Source organism: Jeotgalibacillus sp. S-D1 (assembly GCF_004358665.1).
In the GTDB taxonomy this organism is placed as follows: Bacteria; Bacillota; Bacilli; order Bacillales; family Jeotgalibacillaceae; genus Jeotgalibacillus.
Map to the genome: position 1 here is coordinate 153640 of NZ_SMZR01000005.1, position 16594 is coordinate 170233.

A 16594-nucleotide genomic window follows, 5' to 3' on the forward strand; every position below is an offset into this window, starting at 1 on the left:
ACGGATAAACATAAAAGACCAACAAATTTGTTGGTCTTTTACAGATTTTCGTCTGGTTCATTATTGGTTTAAGTACGTCTCCAACCGCTTCATCTGTGAATTATAGCCTTCAATCATGCCCATCTCGCTCATTTTTTCCAGTGTTTCAGCAGAATCAAATGTGGTAATGGTAACAACATTTGTAGCACCTTCTGCTGGTATGAACGAAACCTCAATTTCCATTTCTGGCATTTCAGGGTTTACGTTTCCTTCCTGATCAGAAAACGTATCCAGGTAAAGAAATTTTTCAGGTGCGTGTATTTCTTTGAACTTGCCAAGTCCCCAGGATTCCATGCCGTAAAAATCCCCCTGACTTTTATCCTCGCATTTCATACAGTAGTGCCAGTACCCACCAGGCTTAAATTCAAATCGTTTGTTCTCAGTTTGCCAGCCTTCAGGTCCCCACCATGCTTCCAGCTCTTCTGAATTTGTATAGGCCTGAAACAATCTCTCTTGTGAAACAGAAAACGTGTGTTCAGTGATCAACTTATTACCCTCCGTCAGTGTTTTCATTTTACAGCCTCCCATTTTGTAATCCAATCACCAATGAATGTAAGATGACATCCGTATTCAAAAGCCAATGGTACTGAGTCTTCATCATGCTTGTCCAAGAGATAAGGAATGGCAGCAAGCATGGCTGTACTCAGCCTGGAAACAGCAAATAATACATTTCACAAAAGAAGACACTTCACTCAAAATCACTTCAATTTAAATATATCAAAAAATTCAGATAAAGTGTTCAGTAAATTCCTTTTCTTCTTAGATGTGGTGTCGACTCTTCATTAATCATCAATATTTTTCATCAATTCGGTACGGACTAAAAGATTGCCGCGTGGGCGTTCTTTGCATTAGGTTTTTTAAAAGCAGCTATTAATTTGATATGGAAAGCGAAGTTTTATATAACTTATCATCATTATTTTGAGGATTTCCTCTGCCGTCAGAATTATTGCTCAGGAAATAAAGGGTATCTCCATCAATGAAAAGTTCCCGAATTCTGCCCAAACCAGTGATGAACTCCCGTTGTTCCTGTGTTTCAAGATCAAATTCCAGGACAGCGGATCCTCTTAGGGCTGCCACATAAAGTTTTCCATTATAATAACCCATTCCGGAAGGCGCCCAGGTAGATTCATCTCCAGAAGTGAAAATTGGGGAAACGAGACCATCTTGCTCTTCATCGCCTTCGATAATAGGCCAGCCATAATTTTGGCCTGACTCTATTTTATTAATTTCATCATTTGCATTATTTCCATGTTCACTTGCATACATTGTTCCATCCGGTGACCAGGTAATTCCTTGAGGATTTCGGTGACCATAACTAAAGACGTATGAATTTGAATATGGATTATCGCTCGGGATGGAGCCGTCGAGGTTCATTCTTAAAATTTTACCACCTAAGGAGTCAATATCTTGTGCGATTTCACTTGTGGAAGCGTCCCCTGTTGTAGCGTATAGTTTTTCATCTGCACCGATTTTAAGTCTTCCTCCATGATGGTAAGTACCACTGGGAATTTGGTCAAGAAGCACACGCTCTTCCCCCCAAACATTATCGTTCAGCCGGAGAAATACGATACGATTAAATTGTCCATCCCCACTTTCATACGTATAGTAGGCATAAGCAAGGTTGGATTCAGGAAAGTCAGGAGCAAGAACAAAGCCGAGCAGTCCTGCCTCAGACGCTGTTGATAACTCTTCTTCCAGCTCTACACTTTGTCTTTCTGTTTGACCGTTTTCTATTTTCACAATACTTCCAGCTCTTTCAGTTAAATAAATGGTATCCTCCAGTTTCTCAAATGACCAGGGAACCTCCAGGTTTTCCGCGACAACTTCTACATCCTGAACAGGAACTGTCCCTTCTTCCTGTGCATCTTCCATTCCATTTGAAGGGTCCTGTTCATTTTCAGAACAGCCAGCTATAAAAAGAATTGCGGTAAATGAGGTAATTAAGTTTTTTTTCAATTTGAATTTTCTCCTCCTCTTTATATAAGTCATCATCCGGCGTGTTCACTGTGTTCACAAGAATAATACCCATTTTTTACTAATTGGAAACTTATAAAAACCGAGATCCAATTTTTATAAGAAGGACGTGTTTTCTATATTAAAAAACAACTTTTTACTTTAAGATGTTATAAAGAAAATAAATTATGAGCTGATAATCAGTCCTGGTACTCAAAGATGTTACCTATCACCATAAGATGGGTGATGACCATACATATATAAAATGAAAGCGAGTGTTCTAATTGGCCTTAATGACTTTAGAAAATGTCATGAAACAAGAAGACAATAGTACAGTTCTAAAAGGCATTGATTTAATCATAAATGAAAAGTCCCAAATTGGGATTAAGATGACAAACGAAGAAAGTCTCGTTTTGTTTAAATTAATTGCTGGTGAACTGACGCCCTCCAGTGGTCGGATTGAAATAGGAACAAGCTCTATTTTGACAGAATTTACTGAGGATGGTTTATACGAAGATTTAACTGTCTCCAGCTATTTAGCTGCTTTTAAAAAAATTGCTGACTTTAAAAACCCTTTGAAGGAGTTTAGCGGCATTTTTTCTTTATCAGATGTGTGGAATACTAAAATCAGCAAATTATCTCTCGACCAAAAGAAAAGGATCAGTTTGTTTCGAATGTCCTTGTTTTCCCCGGAATTATTGTTAATTCAAAGCCCCTTAAGCAACTCAACGGCTGAAGGAATTGAATTATATAAAAAAGCCTTAGATCACCTTCAATCAAATAATGTTGCGATCTTATTCACATCTCATTTCTTAGAGGAATTACTGTTATTGAGCAATGACATTTACCGATACAATCATAATATCGGTTTAGAAAAGACAGATCTCGCTCATGAAAACAAATTAATGCCAGCAGATGAAACCGAAACTGTGATTAAGCCAAATAACGTTTATAAAGTTTCCAGTAAGCTGGCGGATAAAACTATTTTCTTCAGTCCAGATGAAATTGATTTTATCGAGAGTATTAACAGCGTAAGTAATATTCGAATTGGTGAGGAATATTTCCCAACTGTTTTAACAATGAATGAATTGGAAGAAAAGCTGACCAAGTTCGGTTTCTTTCGATGCCACAGATCTTATTTAGTTAATTTACAACGAGTGTCCGAATTGGTTAGTTACTCAAAGAATACTTTCACGTTAATTCTTAAAGGAAGTAGTAAGGTGAATTTACCAATTTCAAGAAATCGCTTAGAGGCAATGAGAGCATTAATCGAATTTTAAAGTACATTTCAGGCTGAAATAGCATTATTTCAGCCTCTTTTTGTATCATTTGAGCTTTTGACTGTTACGATTCAACGAAGATTTACGACATTTCCATTCGTTTTCTATAAAGTATTAATCAGATGGATGACTGACCTCGGGAATTCGTTCATCCACAACATGATGAATGAAGGAGAGAAGCAAATGGGAAAAAAATTAATCCAAGTTGAACGTTTGTCAAAAAAATTCAAGGATCAAGTTGCATTAAAAGACATTAGTTTTTCAGTTCATGCAGGAGAAATCTTCGGATTCTTAGGTCCCTCGGGATCAGGGAAAACAACCACCATTAAAATCCTGACCGGACAGCTGGCCCAATCTTCAGGCCGTGCTTTTGTTTTGAATAATGCGGTGGAACAGATTGATGAAAGTATTTATGAACAAATCGGAATTGTGACTGATAATAGCGGATTGTATGACAGGTTAACGGTCTACAATAATTTAGTGGCATTCGCTAAGTTATTGAATGTGGATAAAAAAAGAATTGATTTTCTCCTTAAAAGGGTTGGTCTGTTTGAGCATAAAAATAAAATGGCCAAAAATCTGTCCAAGGGAATGAAGCAGCGTTTGATTCTTTCAAGAGCGATGCTGCATCAGCCGAAGGTGCTTTTTTTAGACGAACCTACCAGTGGTCTTGACCCGGTTACGACTGAAGCTATACACGCCCTGCTTTTGGAATTAAAAGAAAACGGAACCGCCATATTTCTGACGACTCACAACATGGAAGAAGCCACAAAGCTATGCGATAGCGTGGCACTGTTGAATGATGGGCTTATTGTGGAACATGATACACCCAAAGCGTTAACGCTTAAATACAATCAGGATAAACGTTACCAGGTATTATTGAAGAATGAGAAAGAGGTTAATGTAGCTCATAGTGCTGAGTCAATCCAACAGATCAATCATTGGTTACTTAATGATGAACTTTTGACCATTCATTCATGTGAACCGAATTTAGAACAAGTATTCTTGGAAGTTACCGGGAGGGAATTAGTTTGAGTCTATCATTAAATAAAATTAATGCAGTCCTTCAGTTACGGCTAAAATTGATGCTAAGCAATTTAAGTCTCCTTTTCACCCCGATTTTCGCTATAGGATTTGTCATCATTATGGGAAGTCTTTTGCCGAATTTAGATGGAGGAGAGGCAGGAGCGCCGTTTTCCACAAGTGGTTTTTTATTAAGTTTCGGATTGATCTTCAATATCGCGATCGGCGGTATATCCATGAGCAGTTCTCCTATCGCTGAAGAAAAAGAAAAACATACATTACGCGTTTTAATGACCTCATCCGTTAAAGGGGTTGAATATTTTATAGGCAGTATGATTCCGCTATTAGTCATTTTAGTTGCGACCAATATTCTATTAATTCCAGCAAGTGGAGTGGCTTTTAATGATATCCCTCTCCCTGCTTACCTTGTTATTACGACATTGGCCAGCTTAATCAGTATTTTAATTGGCTATATCATCGGAACGTACGCAAAAAACCAGGCGCAAGCTTCGCTAATAAGTACGCCAATTTTAATTACCTTAACATCCATTCCAGTCCTTAAGATTTTCAACGAAAATTTAGCCGAGATTTTAAACTATACCTATGGCGGTGTCATAGCAAACCTGTCAGATGCACTGGCTGCCGATCGCGGGTATCAGTGGAATGTAACAGATGTCAGCGTTCTTGCTGCCTGGTTTATCGCCACCTTAGGACTATTCATTTATATCTATAAGAAAAATGGGTTGGACAGTGACTAGAAAACAAGAGTAAATGGCAAAAAACATTCAAACTACTATACCGGGAGTGAAAAAAATGTTTGGAAAAAATGAAAAACGATTTGAAGAAAAATCGCTTGAACATTTTCAGTACGGATTGATCATGGTGCTGATGGACCGTACAACCGGAGTGCACTATTTGTATACATGGGCTCAGCAAGGTACTTCCCTCACACCATTATTGGATGAAAATGGTGAAGTCGTGATAGAAAAAGTTGTTTAAGGAACTATGCTGTTAATGAAAAAGCCTCCCACAAGTTCAGCCGGCTTATGGGAGGCTTTTTTATTTTTCGTGTTTTCCTCACCGGGAATGCGAAATTAAGGATGTTTAAGATGCTGCTCCATGCTTTGATGAAGCTGATCAAATGCCTTTGTGACAAGTTCTTTCGGTATCTCAGAATACTGGTCTCCAATATGCACTTCAAAATAGCAGCACTGATCCTGAGTTTCAATTAAATGATTGGTTATTCCAATTCCAGTTCGTTGTTCTACCTCTACTAAAATGGGTTCCACTTGCGCTCTAGACTGTTGAAAGTGGACATGAAACATATTAGAAACAGGAACTGCCGGGAGTGTGGAGATGCCATAACAGGAATTAAACCGTTCAGCAGCTTCCTGTGATTCTTTGAAATACTGCTCCATTTTTTGTGATCGTCTGTCAAAGTAATAATCCGCTGGGATGATATAGGGATACAAACTAATGAGATCACCGCCATATCGCCTTTTCCAAACTTTTGATTGCTTGACAAAATCTCGATCACCAGCTAAAATAGCGCCTGCAATTCCCCCAATCCCTTTATATAACGATAGATAAATACTATCAAATAAAGCACAAACTTCAGCAGCAGATTTTTGGTAATAAGGAAGAACCTCAAGCAAGCGCGCCCCATCGAGATGGAGCCTGATTTGCTTATCACGACAGAACTGCGAAATTTCTTTTAGCGTTTTAAAGCTTGGTAATTGTCCCCCTATTTCACGTTGAGGTAATTCTAACAGCACGGCCGCAACCCCGTCCTCCATCTTCATTACATCACTCAGATCAATTACACGATTACGATCAGTAAGAAAAACAGATTCAATGCAATGTAACTCTTTTAAACCATCTTCTTCATGGATCTCTAAGTGGCTAAGCGGGTGGTAAGCTACTTTTCTTACCCCTTTTTCATCACACCATATTCGTAAAGCAATTTGCTGAGCCATTGTTCCACTGGGGAAAAAAACGGCGTCCTCTTTTCCCGTTAATGCAGCCATTTTCTCTTGAAAATCCTCAATAATTTGTCCTTTTCCATACATATCACTTTCTAAATCTTCATTCATATGTTGGAAAGCTTCTTTTAAAACTTGGACATTACGTACTCCATGATTTGTCAATTTGTATGTGGATCGATTGTACACACTTTGTAATTGACTAATTTCCCCCATCTTGTTCACTCCTTTCAGATCCTTAGAACTTCAAGTGTTTCGATAATCATAATTCCAGCAGTCCATCGTTTCATTTTAATCCATCCTAAAAAAGCTTGAAGGTGACGTAAGGTCATCCAGTATAGTCAAATCATATCACGTATAGGGAGAGGAATAATCAATGAAGACCGATTCGATAAGCTGGAAAGAACAAGATGATTGGGGAATGAAAGAATTTATATTGCTGATGTTACTTGAGTTTGTCATTGTAATCGGATGTATTAAATTTCTCATAGCTCCTATTTATTCTCGCTGGCTGGACAATGATTTATATGCCGGAACATTAATGGGTTTAACAATAGCAATTACGTTAGTATTAGGGATCTATTTGATTGCCCTGCGTCCTCAAAAGCTATCCTGGAGCGAGGTAGGGATAAAGCCATTCGCTAAGAGGGATTGGAAAATCATCCTTTTCCTTTCGATTATTTTATTGACTGGTGCGGTGGTAATTGTTGTGCTTACTAGCTTTATCGGGAATGGGTGGGAGAACAGCAAAACAGAGGCCATACAAAAAAATGTAACTTTTTTTACTGTTTTTATTGCCTTTATTTCTGCGGCAGTCATTTCACCAATATATGAAGAAATTTTTTATCGTGGTTTTCTATATCGATGGTTACGTACACGTATAGGATTTATGGGCGCTCTTTTACTCAGCTCATTAATCTTTACCATTATTCATATCCCTACTTATAATGTAATGCCCGTAAATTTCTTTAGCGGCATTATTTTTGCTTTTGCATATGAACGAACCAATTCAATCTGGGTACCCGTTATCATTCATGGTTTAACGAATGGAATTATGGTTTTGCTGACAAGTTTGGGATAAGTAGCGAAGAGCTCATGAAAATTTAAAATTGTTGCGTTTGGTATCAAAAAACAAAAGCATAGAAAAAAGACCTCTCAGAAGTTCGAAAACTTACAAGAGATCTTTTCACACCAAAGGAAGCCTGATTAAATCGGTGAATGCACACTGGAAGGAACTCTTTTAAGCCCCTGAAAGGTTAGCGCCATCACGATAAAGCCAATGGCGCTCGGAAGAAACCAGACCATAATCCCCGGTATGAATAAAAAACTGTGATAAATAATGGCGAGTCCGATCCCAACGGAAATAGCCAGATAAAACTTAGTAACACCAAGAAGGAATGAAAACTTTAGATTCTCCAGGAAGGACAACTCAAAATGGACCAGGGACGGAAATAAGAATGTGACGGTTAATAGAAACAATGTACTTGTCGCAATAAATCCAACCACCAGTAAAAACTGCAGCCATCCGGATGCGGTGAGCATGTACTGATAATTCACGTACAAAACCCATGCATAAAAGACGATCATAAAGCCGTAAAGATTGGCTTTCATAAACTCTTTTTTATAACTTCCTGCGAATGTTTTTAAGATGGAAGTCTCCATTCCTACCATTAACCACTTTCTTATCACAGCAAGGAGCGCTGCTGTTGCCGGAAAAAAACCAAGTACGCCTAATCCAAGTACGGTAAACAAAAGCCAAATCCCATTGAGAAGCACAATTTTCACAAGGATCTCTAACGATTGAACCATTTTGTCTACGACTACATTCCCTGACATCCAATCACCTTCCTAGTTCTCATTACTTATCATCCTCTCTATTTTTACAGAGAGGTTTACTGAACCGCTTCTTTATGAACCGAACGGCTAGCTACTATTTCTTTATAGCGTTTTGCACTATCTTTCCAATAGCGCTGCTGGGTAGTAAAGTCCACATAAAAAATACCGAAGCGCTTCTCGTATCCAAACGCCCATTCAAAATTATCAAGCAAGGACCATAGGAAGTATCCGCCGATATTCATTCCCTCTTGCTGAAGCTCAGAGACAGCTTGAATGTGCTTCTCTAAATAATCTGTACGTCCCTTATCATGAACAGAGCCATCTTCTTCTAACACATCATCATAGGCAGAACCATTCTCGGTAATAAAGATTGGCAGATTTGTATAATCCATACGAAGACGGTAGATCAGTTCCTTGAACTCATTAGGGGAAACATCCCAGCCCATGCCTGTTTTTTCATAGTCTGAATGACTGCCAATAAAGAGAAAATTCTCATTGCTCGCGTACTCAACGAGAGAACGGTTGTAATAATTAATACCAAAGAAGTCACATTCTACAGCGATCGATGCCATATCGCCTTCTTGGATGAAGCTGTAATCGTGTACGTATGATGAAAATAAATTCATCATATCGTGAGGGTAGGACCCTTTGAAAATAGGATCTAAAAACCAGCGATTTGTATACCCGTCTGCATTATTAGCAGCAAGCTGGTCGTTCACCGATGTTGTCTTAGCGTAGACAGGCGTCAGGTTCAACGTAATGCCAATCGGCGTCTGGGAATTTAGATCCGTCTTTAATAATTCAACAGCTTTTCCGTGAGAAAGCAAAATGTGATGGGCAGCTTTTACCCCTTCTTCAATGTTTCGGTGTCCTGGAGCGTGATGGCCCAAATGATAGCTTAAGAAACTTGCACACCATGGTTCATTATGGGTAATCCATGAATCCACATAGCGGTCGAGCTCCCGGAAACAAACCTCTGCGAACTCCAGGAACCAATTCACGGAATCCCGGTTGATCCACCCGCCTTTATTGTAAGCCCACATAGGCAGATCCCAGTGATAAAGGGTTACGACCGGCTTGATACCTGCTTTAAGCAATTCATCCAGTAATGAACGGTAGAAGTCCATGCCTTCCTCGTTATACACCCCTTCTTCAGGGAAAATTCTTGGCCATGCAATTGAAAAGCGATAGGAGTCTACTCCCAGCTCTTTTATAAGCTGAATATCTTCCTTATAGCGGTTATAGTGATCACACGCCATGCGGCCATTGTCTCCATTTACCACTTTTCCTGGTGTTTCAGAGAACGTGTCCCAGATGGATAAAGATCTTCCACCCTGGTCAAAGCCTCCCTCAATCTGATATGAAGATGTTGCTGTCCCGAAAATAAATTCCTTTGAAAAATTTGACAAAATAAGCACTCCCTTTTAACGATTTATCCTTTTACAGCTCCTGCTGAAATACTGCTGATTATATATCTGGAGAGGAACAAGAAAGCAACCATAATCGGTACGACCGAAATCGCAATGCCTAAATACATCGAGCCTAAATTCTCAGCTACTTGTGATCCTCTCAAGGCTCCCATCATAACAGGAAGTGTATATTTTTCCGGACTGAATAAAATAACTAAAGGCAAAATATAGTTGTTCCATGAGCCTATGAATGTAAAGATTGCCATTGTCGCAATCCCCGGCATCATAATCGGCAAAGCAATTCTATGAAAAATTCGAATCTCACCAGCCCCATCAATTCGAGCCGCCTCTAACAACGATGTATGCATCACCGTCATTAAGTACTGACGAAGGAAAAAGACAATAAAAGGTGCAGCAATCGGCGGAATAATTAAAGGAATATAGGAATCAAGAAGTCCCATTAGTCTTACAAGATCGTAGAAACCAATCAGCCCAAGCTGGCCCGGAACCATCATGAGAACTAACATTAGTATAAATAGAAAGTTTTTTCCTTTAAACTTGTAAACAGCGAACCCGAACGCTGTCAATGCGCTAAAATATGAGCTCAACAGGGTCACCGCAACAGCGACAAATAAACTATTGGCAAAACCGCGCCATAAATTCATATACTGAATCAAAATTTCATAGTTTTGAATTAATGCTGTTCCTGGCAGCAACGTAAATCCCTGTTGAAGGATATCAGAATTCGAACGGGTTGCATTCACGATCATCATATAAAATGGGATGAAACTTATGATGACCAATAAAATTAAAACAGCATACATAATCCCTTTTAAGATGGTGTTTTTTTTATTCATGATGGTCACCCCTCTTTTACATTGTTTCTATACATCGATTTAAATGTGATGATGGAAAAAATAACGGTAATAACAAACAGACCGTAAGCTATTGCAGCTGCATATCCGTAATTGTCATAACGAAATGCCTGATTGTATAAATAAAGAACAATTGTATTCAGTGAGCCTTGAGGTGCTCCTGTGCCATCTGTAATTAACATTGGCAAGTCAAAGATTTGCAAGCCTCCGATTAACGAGGTAATCAGAACATAAAGCATAATCGGTTTTAATAAGGGCAGTGTCACTTTCACTAAGGTCTGCCAACGATTTGCTCCATCAATAAGGGCCGCTTCAAAATAGTCTTTTGAAATACCCGAAATTCCTGCCATCAGGATAATAAACGTATGGCCAAACCACATCCACGCCCCGATCAGTCCAACTGACCACCGGGCTGTTGTCGGATCGTTTAACCAGTCGATTGGACTTGAAATAATTCCTAAATCCAATAGCAAGTGATTGATTGTTCCATGGTGCCAGCCTAGTAAAATACTAAATAATAAGGCGACAGAAGCAATCGTGATCAAGTTTGGAAGATAAAACAGGGCACGGAAAATATTGAGGCCTCTCATTTTCAAACGAATATCGGAGAACAAAATAGCAAGCAGCAAGGCGATGCCCAGCTGGAAGAAGAAGTTAATTCCCCAAATGTACAATGTATTGTACAAAGCACTATAGAAGTAGGAATCGGTCAGTAAACGGGTATAGTTTGCAAGACCGGTAAACTCGGGATCCCCCATCCCCGAATAACTCGTAAAGCTGTAATAAAAGGTTAGGAGAATTGGATAAATTGTAAATGTAACGAATACGATAAAAAATGGGATGATGAACATGTATCCATAATTATCAAGCTTTTTCATCTAAGACACCTTCCATCTCTCTTAAATAAAAGGGAGGCAAAAACACCTCCCCTCTGCAGGATGCTAGCTTTATTAACCCTTACTGTTTTGGTACTTTAATATCCGGGTAAGCATTACGCACCAGGTTGTAGAACTCTTCAATCGCTTCTTCTTTTGTTCTAACCCCTTCAACATACTCTCCTACACTGTTTCCAAATAGCGTATCGATTTGCTGATCGTAGCGGGTAACTGTGTTAGCATCAATTTTTTGTGCTTCTTCAAGGAAGAATTTGTAGTTATTTTGCCCACCAAGGAATTCGTCCTGGAACTCATCTTTGATTTGTTCAGTTACTGGAAGATAAGACAATACATCTCCTGTTTCAAGAGCCCAATCTTTCAGGAATTCTTCATCATGCGTCATCATCTTCACGAAATCCCAAGCCAGCTCTTTCTTGTCTGATCCACTGTAAATCCCAAGCCATGTGCCGCCCCAGAAGTATGGATTCGGTCCATTCGTTACCGCCCAGTCACCAGCTGTTTCTTCTACGTTTGTTTTCAACACGCTGTGAAGTCCCCATGTAGGCAAAGCATAAGAGAATACTTCTACTTCTTTTTCACCTTCTGCGTCTTCTTCAAGCTCATCCCAGCCAGCATTATAGTTGATTTTTCCATCCATTGAAGCAAACCAGGCAGGGGACCATTCCGGTGCAAAAGCAGTCAGGTCTTTATCACGAAGTTCCTTTGCATAATCAAAGTGACTCAGGCGCTCTTCAGTGACAACCAATTCATTATTTTCATTGACCCAGGGCTGAGGGTTTTGTCCCTGTGAAAACCAGCGAACCGCCCCTTCATCCGGGAATAAACGATAACCGGCATCTTTAAGCTCTTCTCCTACTTCGAACAAGCCATCCATTGTAGAGAAACGTTCACCGATTTCTTCTGGATCGTCAGTACCAAGAACTTTTTCAGCAATGCTTCTTCTGTAAAAAATTCCGCCTGGAGTCGTTTGCCACGATAACGCCTTGACACTGCCTTCTGAATCCTTACCCATGTCAAAAACGTAGTCAATATAATCACCTTCGAGCTCATCAGCATTGTAGGGTTCCTGGCTTAAATCTTCCCAGTAGTCCTGCTCTACCCAGTCTTTGATAAAGGCCAATTCCCCAGTGAAAACATCAGGAGCACCTTGCCCGCTTTGTAGTACCGGACGCAAACGCGTAGGGTAATCTTCAATTGGAATGATCGTCAATTCAACTTCTACACCATGTCTTTCCTTAAACACTTCGATCGGTTCTTCCAGTTCATCTGTAAAGGACCAAATTGTTAATGTGTCCTTGTCTGAACCGCCTCCGTCTGACCCCTCACCGTTACATCCCGCTAAGACGCCAAAACCTAGTAATGAAACTAATGATAATGACAATACCTTTTTCATGTTTAAACCCCACCCTTTGAGTTTTTGTAAAAGCTGTTTTTCAAAATTTCCCTATAACAATAAACCGCGAAATAAACTCCGTTCCCCTTCAACCTAAAGCGCTTTCGTAAATTATTAAAAAAATATCAGCTCCTCCTGATTACCTTCCTTAAGAATGAAAATAAGATATTATTTATTAAAAACTAAAGCGCTTTCGTAAATTCAGAAAAAAAAGAAATCAATTCCTTTTAATTAGCTAAATAATACGAGTAAGATTACATTAACTTGAATATAAAGCGCTTTCGTAAAACAGCAAAAAATTTTAGTGCCGTCTATTCAGGCTTTTATTGCCTGAGTAGACGCTCTTTGAATCAGTTCTACCGGGACCTTAACGGCATAGTCACCTTTAGTTCCTGTATTAATTTGATTCACTAATAGCTCTGAAGCTTTTTTTCCAATAAGATCCGTATCCTGCCGAATGGTTGTTAACGCAGGTGTTACATGTTTAGCAACCTCTATATCATCGAATCCGATGAGGGAAATATCATCTGGAATGGATATCTTCATCTCTTTACAGGCATTCATGGCACCTAATGTCATGTTATCGCCTGCAATGTAAACTGCTGTTGGCCGGTCATCCAGGCTGATCAGCTCCTTCATGGCAGCGTATCCCCCTTCGTAAGAGAAGAAACCACCGTCAGCGACGTAATCTTTCTGAAGGTCAAGCTGCAAATCGGTTACCGCATCATGGTATCCCCGCAGACGCTCCAGGCCGGCAAATGTTTGTTCTGCCCCTTTAATATGGGCTATTTTTCTATGGCCTAGAGAATAAAGATGCTTTACAGCAAGAATGCTTCCCTGGTAATTATCGCTGTAAACGACACTTGATTTATCACTATGCAAGTCAACAACGACACTCGGTAACGGTGATTCGATCAGTCTTTTGGTTTCAGTATCCCGATAATTCGAACATACGACAATAACCCCGTCTACCCCCCGGTGAAGTGCATGGTCAAGGTAGGTTTTTTGTTCACCGCCGATTTTACGGCTTAAGAAAATAATATCGTAGCCTAACGCCTCGACATGTTTCTTGAAGCTTTCAATCACTGCGCTAAAAAACGGGTGTGTTATTCCTACTCCCAAATCTTCAACAAAAATGACTCCAAGGGTCCACGACTTCTTTGTTGTTAAGGAGCGTGCAATGGAATTTGGATAGTATCCAATTTCTTCAACTGCATCTAAAATGATCTTCTTCGTTTTTTCACTTACATCAGTATAGTTATTTAATGCCTTTGATACTGTTGTAATCGAAAATCCCGTCTTCTTAGCAATGTCATAGATCGTTGGCATAAGTATCATATCTCCATTCGAAAGCGCTTTCGTAAATTTAGTATAGCCTACGTTTTTATATTCGTCAAACTCTTTTTTAGAGTTTTCTTACTTTTAAATTCTGTTTAGAGTAGATTGATACTGGGTAAATAGCATTTTTTTTTTAAACGACAAAAGCATAAACCATTTCATCAAAAGAAAAATGGCACTTGCAGCCTGATAAACCTCGGTGTTAAAAGTTTAAATTTGGCGTATATCCGTGTTTTCAGTACTTTGCCAGCTTTCTTCTATTCGCTCAAAAAGAGTGAGGCGTAAAAATATTGCATGTTCCTTCATGATTCTTGAATAAAATTGAATTTCGTCCAAGGATCTTATGATAATTGGATTCGCGATTATGACCTCCCCATTTTACACTTTCTTCCCATTGATACATATGTTTTATTTGTGCTTATCCTTATTATTCAATAAGGGCTGTTTGTTTTGCACTAAATGCTCTGCTGATTTCGTACTAATAGCTCTGCTGAATCATATTCTTATTAAAGAAAATCAGGAGGGAGGGCAAAGCCAGGTGACCAAAGTTAAGGTTGGTTTACAGCCCATCGTAAGTAAGATTAATTTACCTACGGTTTTGAAAACAACTATACTTCCAGGCGAATCACATGAAAGATTATTTATTGCCACCCAGGTAGGAGAGATTTTTTACATAGGAGACTCAAGTGTCAGGACTTTTTTAGATATTCGCGCGAGAATTTTAAAACTGGGTGCTTCTGGCGGCGGAAATGATGAACGGGGATTGCTGGGGCTTGCGTTTCATCCTGAATTTTATTCTAACGGTTTGTTTTATCTTCACTATTCAGCAGCTGGCACACAAGGACCAGGAGCTCTTTCTGAATCTTTTAAGCCTGACCCGTGTGACCCTGAAACCTTGAACCTAAAGTGGATAAATAGAGAAAATCAATACGATCATATTGATACAGTTGAGGAATGGATTCTGCAATCAAATGGCCAGCCCCAAAAACGGCGGACATTACTCAACTTAAGAAGACCATTTTCAAACCATAATGGGTTCAATAGTTTAAACTTTTCACCTGAAACAGGACAACTTGTTTTAACCACAGGAGACGGAGGATCAGGCTATGACCCGTTTAACTTAAGTCAGGACGATTTAGAAATCGCAGGTAAAATAATTGAAATCGATGTAGGTAAGATTACTAACATCAATACCCCGCCCATTGTTACACGTTTTAATGAACTTCCTTCAGCTATTCAGGAAACCCTCGCAGTAATGGCCAAAGGGGTTCGTAATATACCAGGCATTACCTTTCAACGGTATTATAATCAGTATATTAAATATGCGGGCAACGTTGGGCAAAGGATGGTCGAATCAATTTTTTCATTTATTCATTATAAACCGATACCGGTCCCTCAGCTTGTTCAAGCCTCTTTCATGAATTCTGAACCTGACAAAGAGGGATTTATTAACTTCGGCTGGCGGGCCTGGGAAGGTGATTTTCCTGCTTTGATTACAAGAAGCTGTAGTAATAATACGACGATGAATGAGAATACTATTGCTTATTACAACGAAGCAGTATCACTTTCAGGGAGTCGTCTTCAACCTTTAACCAGTTATTTTCATAAAGATGCCAGGCCCGATAAGTTTGAAGGAACTGCTATTACAGGGGTGCAAGCCTATATGGGGAACAGAATCCCAGGTTTAACAGGAAGCGTTGTGTTTACCGATTTTGCCCGGAAAGAATCTCAACCTCAGGTTAGAGGGGTTTTAGCTTATACCACCGTAAGATTGAATGGGCAACAAAATGATTTCAGTGTAATTCAAACTGATTATGATTTTGGATCTCAATCAGCCTATTATGTTAATTTGGGAACCAATCTGAATCAAAGCAGTTTATATTTAGGGGTTTATGGTTCTAGGAAGGTGACCGATTTTAACCAGGGGACTATTTTTGAAATCGTCCCCTGAATCAACGTAAAACAATAGTAGAAATGACCACTAAATGGTAATCATTTTTTTAAATCTTTTAAAAATGATTACCGCTATTTCAACCCATAACCAACTATAAAGGAATGCAAATAAAAAAATACAGCCAGCTGCAAGAAATGAAAAGGAAACAGAGACGGTTGGACCTAAAACTGGAAAGTGAAACAGAAACAGCAGACTTATCATTCCAACCATTAAAACAACCGTGCCAGTAGCAATAATACTTAATCTCTTTCTAAAAAAGTTAAAGGATGCCCCTATGCCAAGTCCCAACAATCCTGTTGTAAAAGGAAAGATAATAAGTTCAGTCGGCTGCAGAATAAATAACAACATAATGGTCAGCAGGTAAGACATGACACCAAATGGAATGGAAATCATGGAACATAACAGAATAGGTGCAGTAGCAAGCGCACTTAACAAATATCCTACACCTGGTAAAAACCCGCCAGCGGACTGTAAAACAGCAGCAATACAGGCTAAGAAAGCCCCTAAAATGAGCATCATTGTTTGGTTATGATTATTGAATAGTAATTGAGGTAAACGAACATCATCAGAAATAGGGTTTAAAAAATACATCTTTCCACCTCAGTCTAAATGGTTT

The 16594-nt window shown here is 39.2% G+C and carries 16 protein-coding genes; 6 read left to right on the plus strand and 10 right to left on the minus strand.

Annotation, left to right across the window (positions count from 1 at the left end; genetic code table 11):
• Nucleotides 1–60: 60 nt before the first annotated feature.
• Together E2R51_RS14985 and E2R51_RS14990 are read right to left on the minus strand one after the other, a co-directional pair.
• The gene (locus tag E2R51_RS14985) at nucleotides 61–552 is read right to left on the minus strand and encodes an SRPBCC family protein (RefSeq protein ID WP_133377901.1); all 492 of its coding nucleotides are present in this window, start codon (nucleotides 550–552) and stop codon (nucleotides 61–63) included.
• 357 nt (nucleotides 553–909) lie between these two features.
• Nucleotides 910–1995: a PQQ-dependent sugar dehydrogenase gene (locus tag E2R51_RS14990; RefSeq protein ID WP_483299946.1), complete on the minus strand. Its 1086-nt coding sequence runs from the start codon at nucleotides 1993–1995 to the stop codon at nucleotides 910–912.
• A gap of 290 nt (nucleotides 1996–2285) precedes the next feature.
• Here E2R51_RS14990 and E2R51_RS14995 point away from each other — a divergent pair, with 290 nt between their 5' ends.
• The 4 genes from E2R51_RS14995 (at nucleotide 2286) to E2R51_RS15010 (ending at nucleotide 5294) form a co-directional block, all read left to right on the plus strand.
• Nucleotides 2286–3272: a LytTR family transcriptional regulator DNA-binding domain-containing protein gene (locus E2R51_RS14995; protein WP_240733110.1), complete on the plus strand. Its 987-nt coding sequence runs from the start codon at nucleotides 2286–2288 to the stop codon at nucleotides 3270–3272.
• Between the two features lie 183 nt (nucleotides 3273–3455).
• Entirely contained in the window at nucleotides 3456–4307 is an 852-nt protein-coding gene (locus E2R51_RS15000; RefSeq protein WP_133377903.1) for an ABC transporter ATP-binding protein, read from the plus strand.
• On the plus strand, nucleotides 4304–5053 hold the full coding sequence (locus E2R51_RS15005; protein ID WP_133377904.1) for an ABC transporter permease: 750 nt from the start codon (nucleotides 4304–4306) through the stop codon (nucleotides 5051–5053). Before E2R51_RS15000 ends, E2R51_RS15005 begins: the two co-directional genes overlap by 4 nt.
• A gap of 55 nt (nucleotides 5054–5108) precedes the next feature.
• Nucleotides 5109–5294, plus strand: a complete 186-nt coding sequence (locus E2R51_RS15010; protein ID WP_133377905.1) for a DUF6440 family protein — start codon at nucleotides 5109–5111, stop codon at nucleotides 5292–5294.
• Between the two features lie 95 nt (nucleotides 5295–5389).
• Here the strand turns inward: E2R51_RS15010 and E2R51_RS15015 are convergent, their stop codons facing one another.
• Nucleotides 5390–6493, minus strand: coding sequence for a threonine aldolase family protein (locus E2R51_RS15015; RefSeq protein ID WP_133377906.1), 1104 nt, complete (start codon nucleotides 6491–6493; stop codon nucleotides 5390–5392).
• A gap of 160 nt (nucleotides 6494–6653) precedes the next feature.
• Between E2R51_RS15015 and E2R51_RS15020 the strand changes: the two genes are divergently transcribed.
• A complete protein-coding gene (locus E2R51_RS15020) occupies nucleotides 6654–7358 on the plus strand; it encodes a CPBP family intramembrane glutamic endopeptidase (protein WP_133377907.1) in 705 nt (234 codons plus the stop codon).
• Between the two features lie 125 nt (nucleotides 7359–7483).
• Here the strand turns inward: E2R51_RS15020 and E2R51_RS15025 are convergent, their stop codons facing one another.
• The 6 genes from E2R51_RS15025 to E2R51_RS15050 form a co-directional block, all read right to left on the minus strand.
• Complete coding sequence (locus tag E2R51_RS15025; RefSeq protein WP_133377908.1) at nucleotides 7484–8113, minus strand: YesL family protein; 630 nt, start codon at nucleotides 8111–8113, stop codon at nucleotides 7484–7486.
• A 56-nt stretch (nucleotides 8114–8169) separates the two neighbouring features.
• The gene (locus E2R51_RS15030; RefSeq protein ID WP_133377909.1) at nucleotides 8170–9522 is read right to left on the minus strand and encodes a GH1 family beta-glucosidase; all 1353 of its coding nucleotides are present in this window, start codon (nucleotides 9520–9522) and stop codon (nucleotides 8170–8172) included.
• A gap of 23 nt (nucleotides 9523–9545) precedes the next feature.
• Nucleotides 9546–10379, minus strand: a complete 834-nt coding sequence (locus E2R51_RS15035; RefSeq protein WP_133377910.1) for a carbohydrate ABC transporter permease — start codon at nucleotides 10377–10379, stop codon at nucleotides 9546–9548.
• Nucleotides 10380–10384: 5 nt separating this feature from the next.
• The gene (locus E2R51_RS15040) at nucleotides 10385–11275 is read right to left on the minus strand and encodes a carbohydrate ABC transporter permease (RefSeq protein WP_133377911.1); all 891 of its coding nucleotides are present in this window, start codon (nucleotides 11273–11275) and stop codon (nucleotides 10385–10387) included.
• Nucleotides 11276–11354: 79 nt separating this feature from the next.
• On the minus strand, nucleotides 11355–12686 hold the full coding sequence (locus tag E2R51_RS15045) for an ABC transporter substrate-binding protein (RefSeq protein ID WP_133377912.1): 1332 nt from the start codon (nucleotides 12684–12686) through the stop codon (nucleotides 11355–11357).
• A gap of 315 nt (nucleotides 12687–13001) precedes the next feature.
• Nucleotides 13002–14015, minus strand: a complete 1014-nt coding sequence (locus E2R51_RS15050; protein WP_133377913.1) for a LacI family DNA-binding transcriptional regulator — start codon at nucleotides 14013–14015, stop codon at nucleotides 13002–13004.
• A gap of 547 nt (nucleotides 14016–14562) precedes the next feature.
• On the opposite strand from E2R51_RS15050, the gene E2R51_RS15060 reads away from it, so the two are divergent.
• Entirely contained in the window at nucleotides 14563–15975 is a 1413-nt protein-coding gene (locus tag E2R51_RS15060; RefSeq protein ID WP_133378035.1) for a PQQ-dependent sugar dehydrogenase, read from the plus strand.
• Between the two features lie 30 nt (nucleotides 15976–16005).
• On the opposite strand, the gene E2R51_RS15065 is transcribed toward E2R51_RS15060, so the two are convergent.
• Entirely contained in the window at nucleotides 16006–16569 is a 564-nt protein-coding gene (locus E2R51_RS15065) for a YybS family protein (RefSeq protein WP_133377914.1), read from the minus strand.
• Nucleotides 16570–16594: the final 25 nt, after the last annotated feature.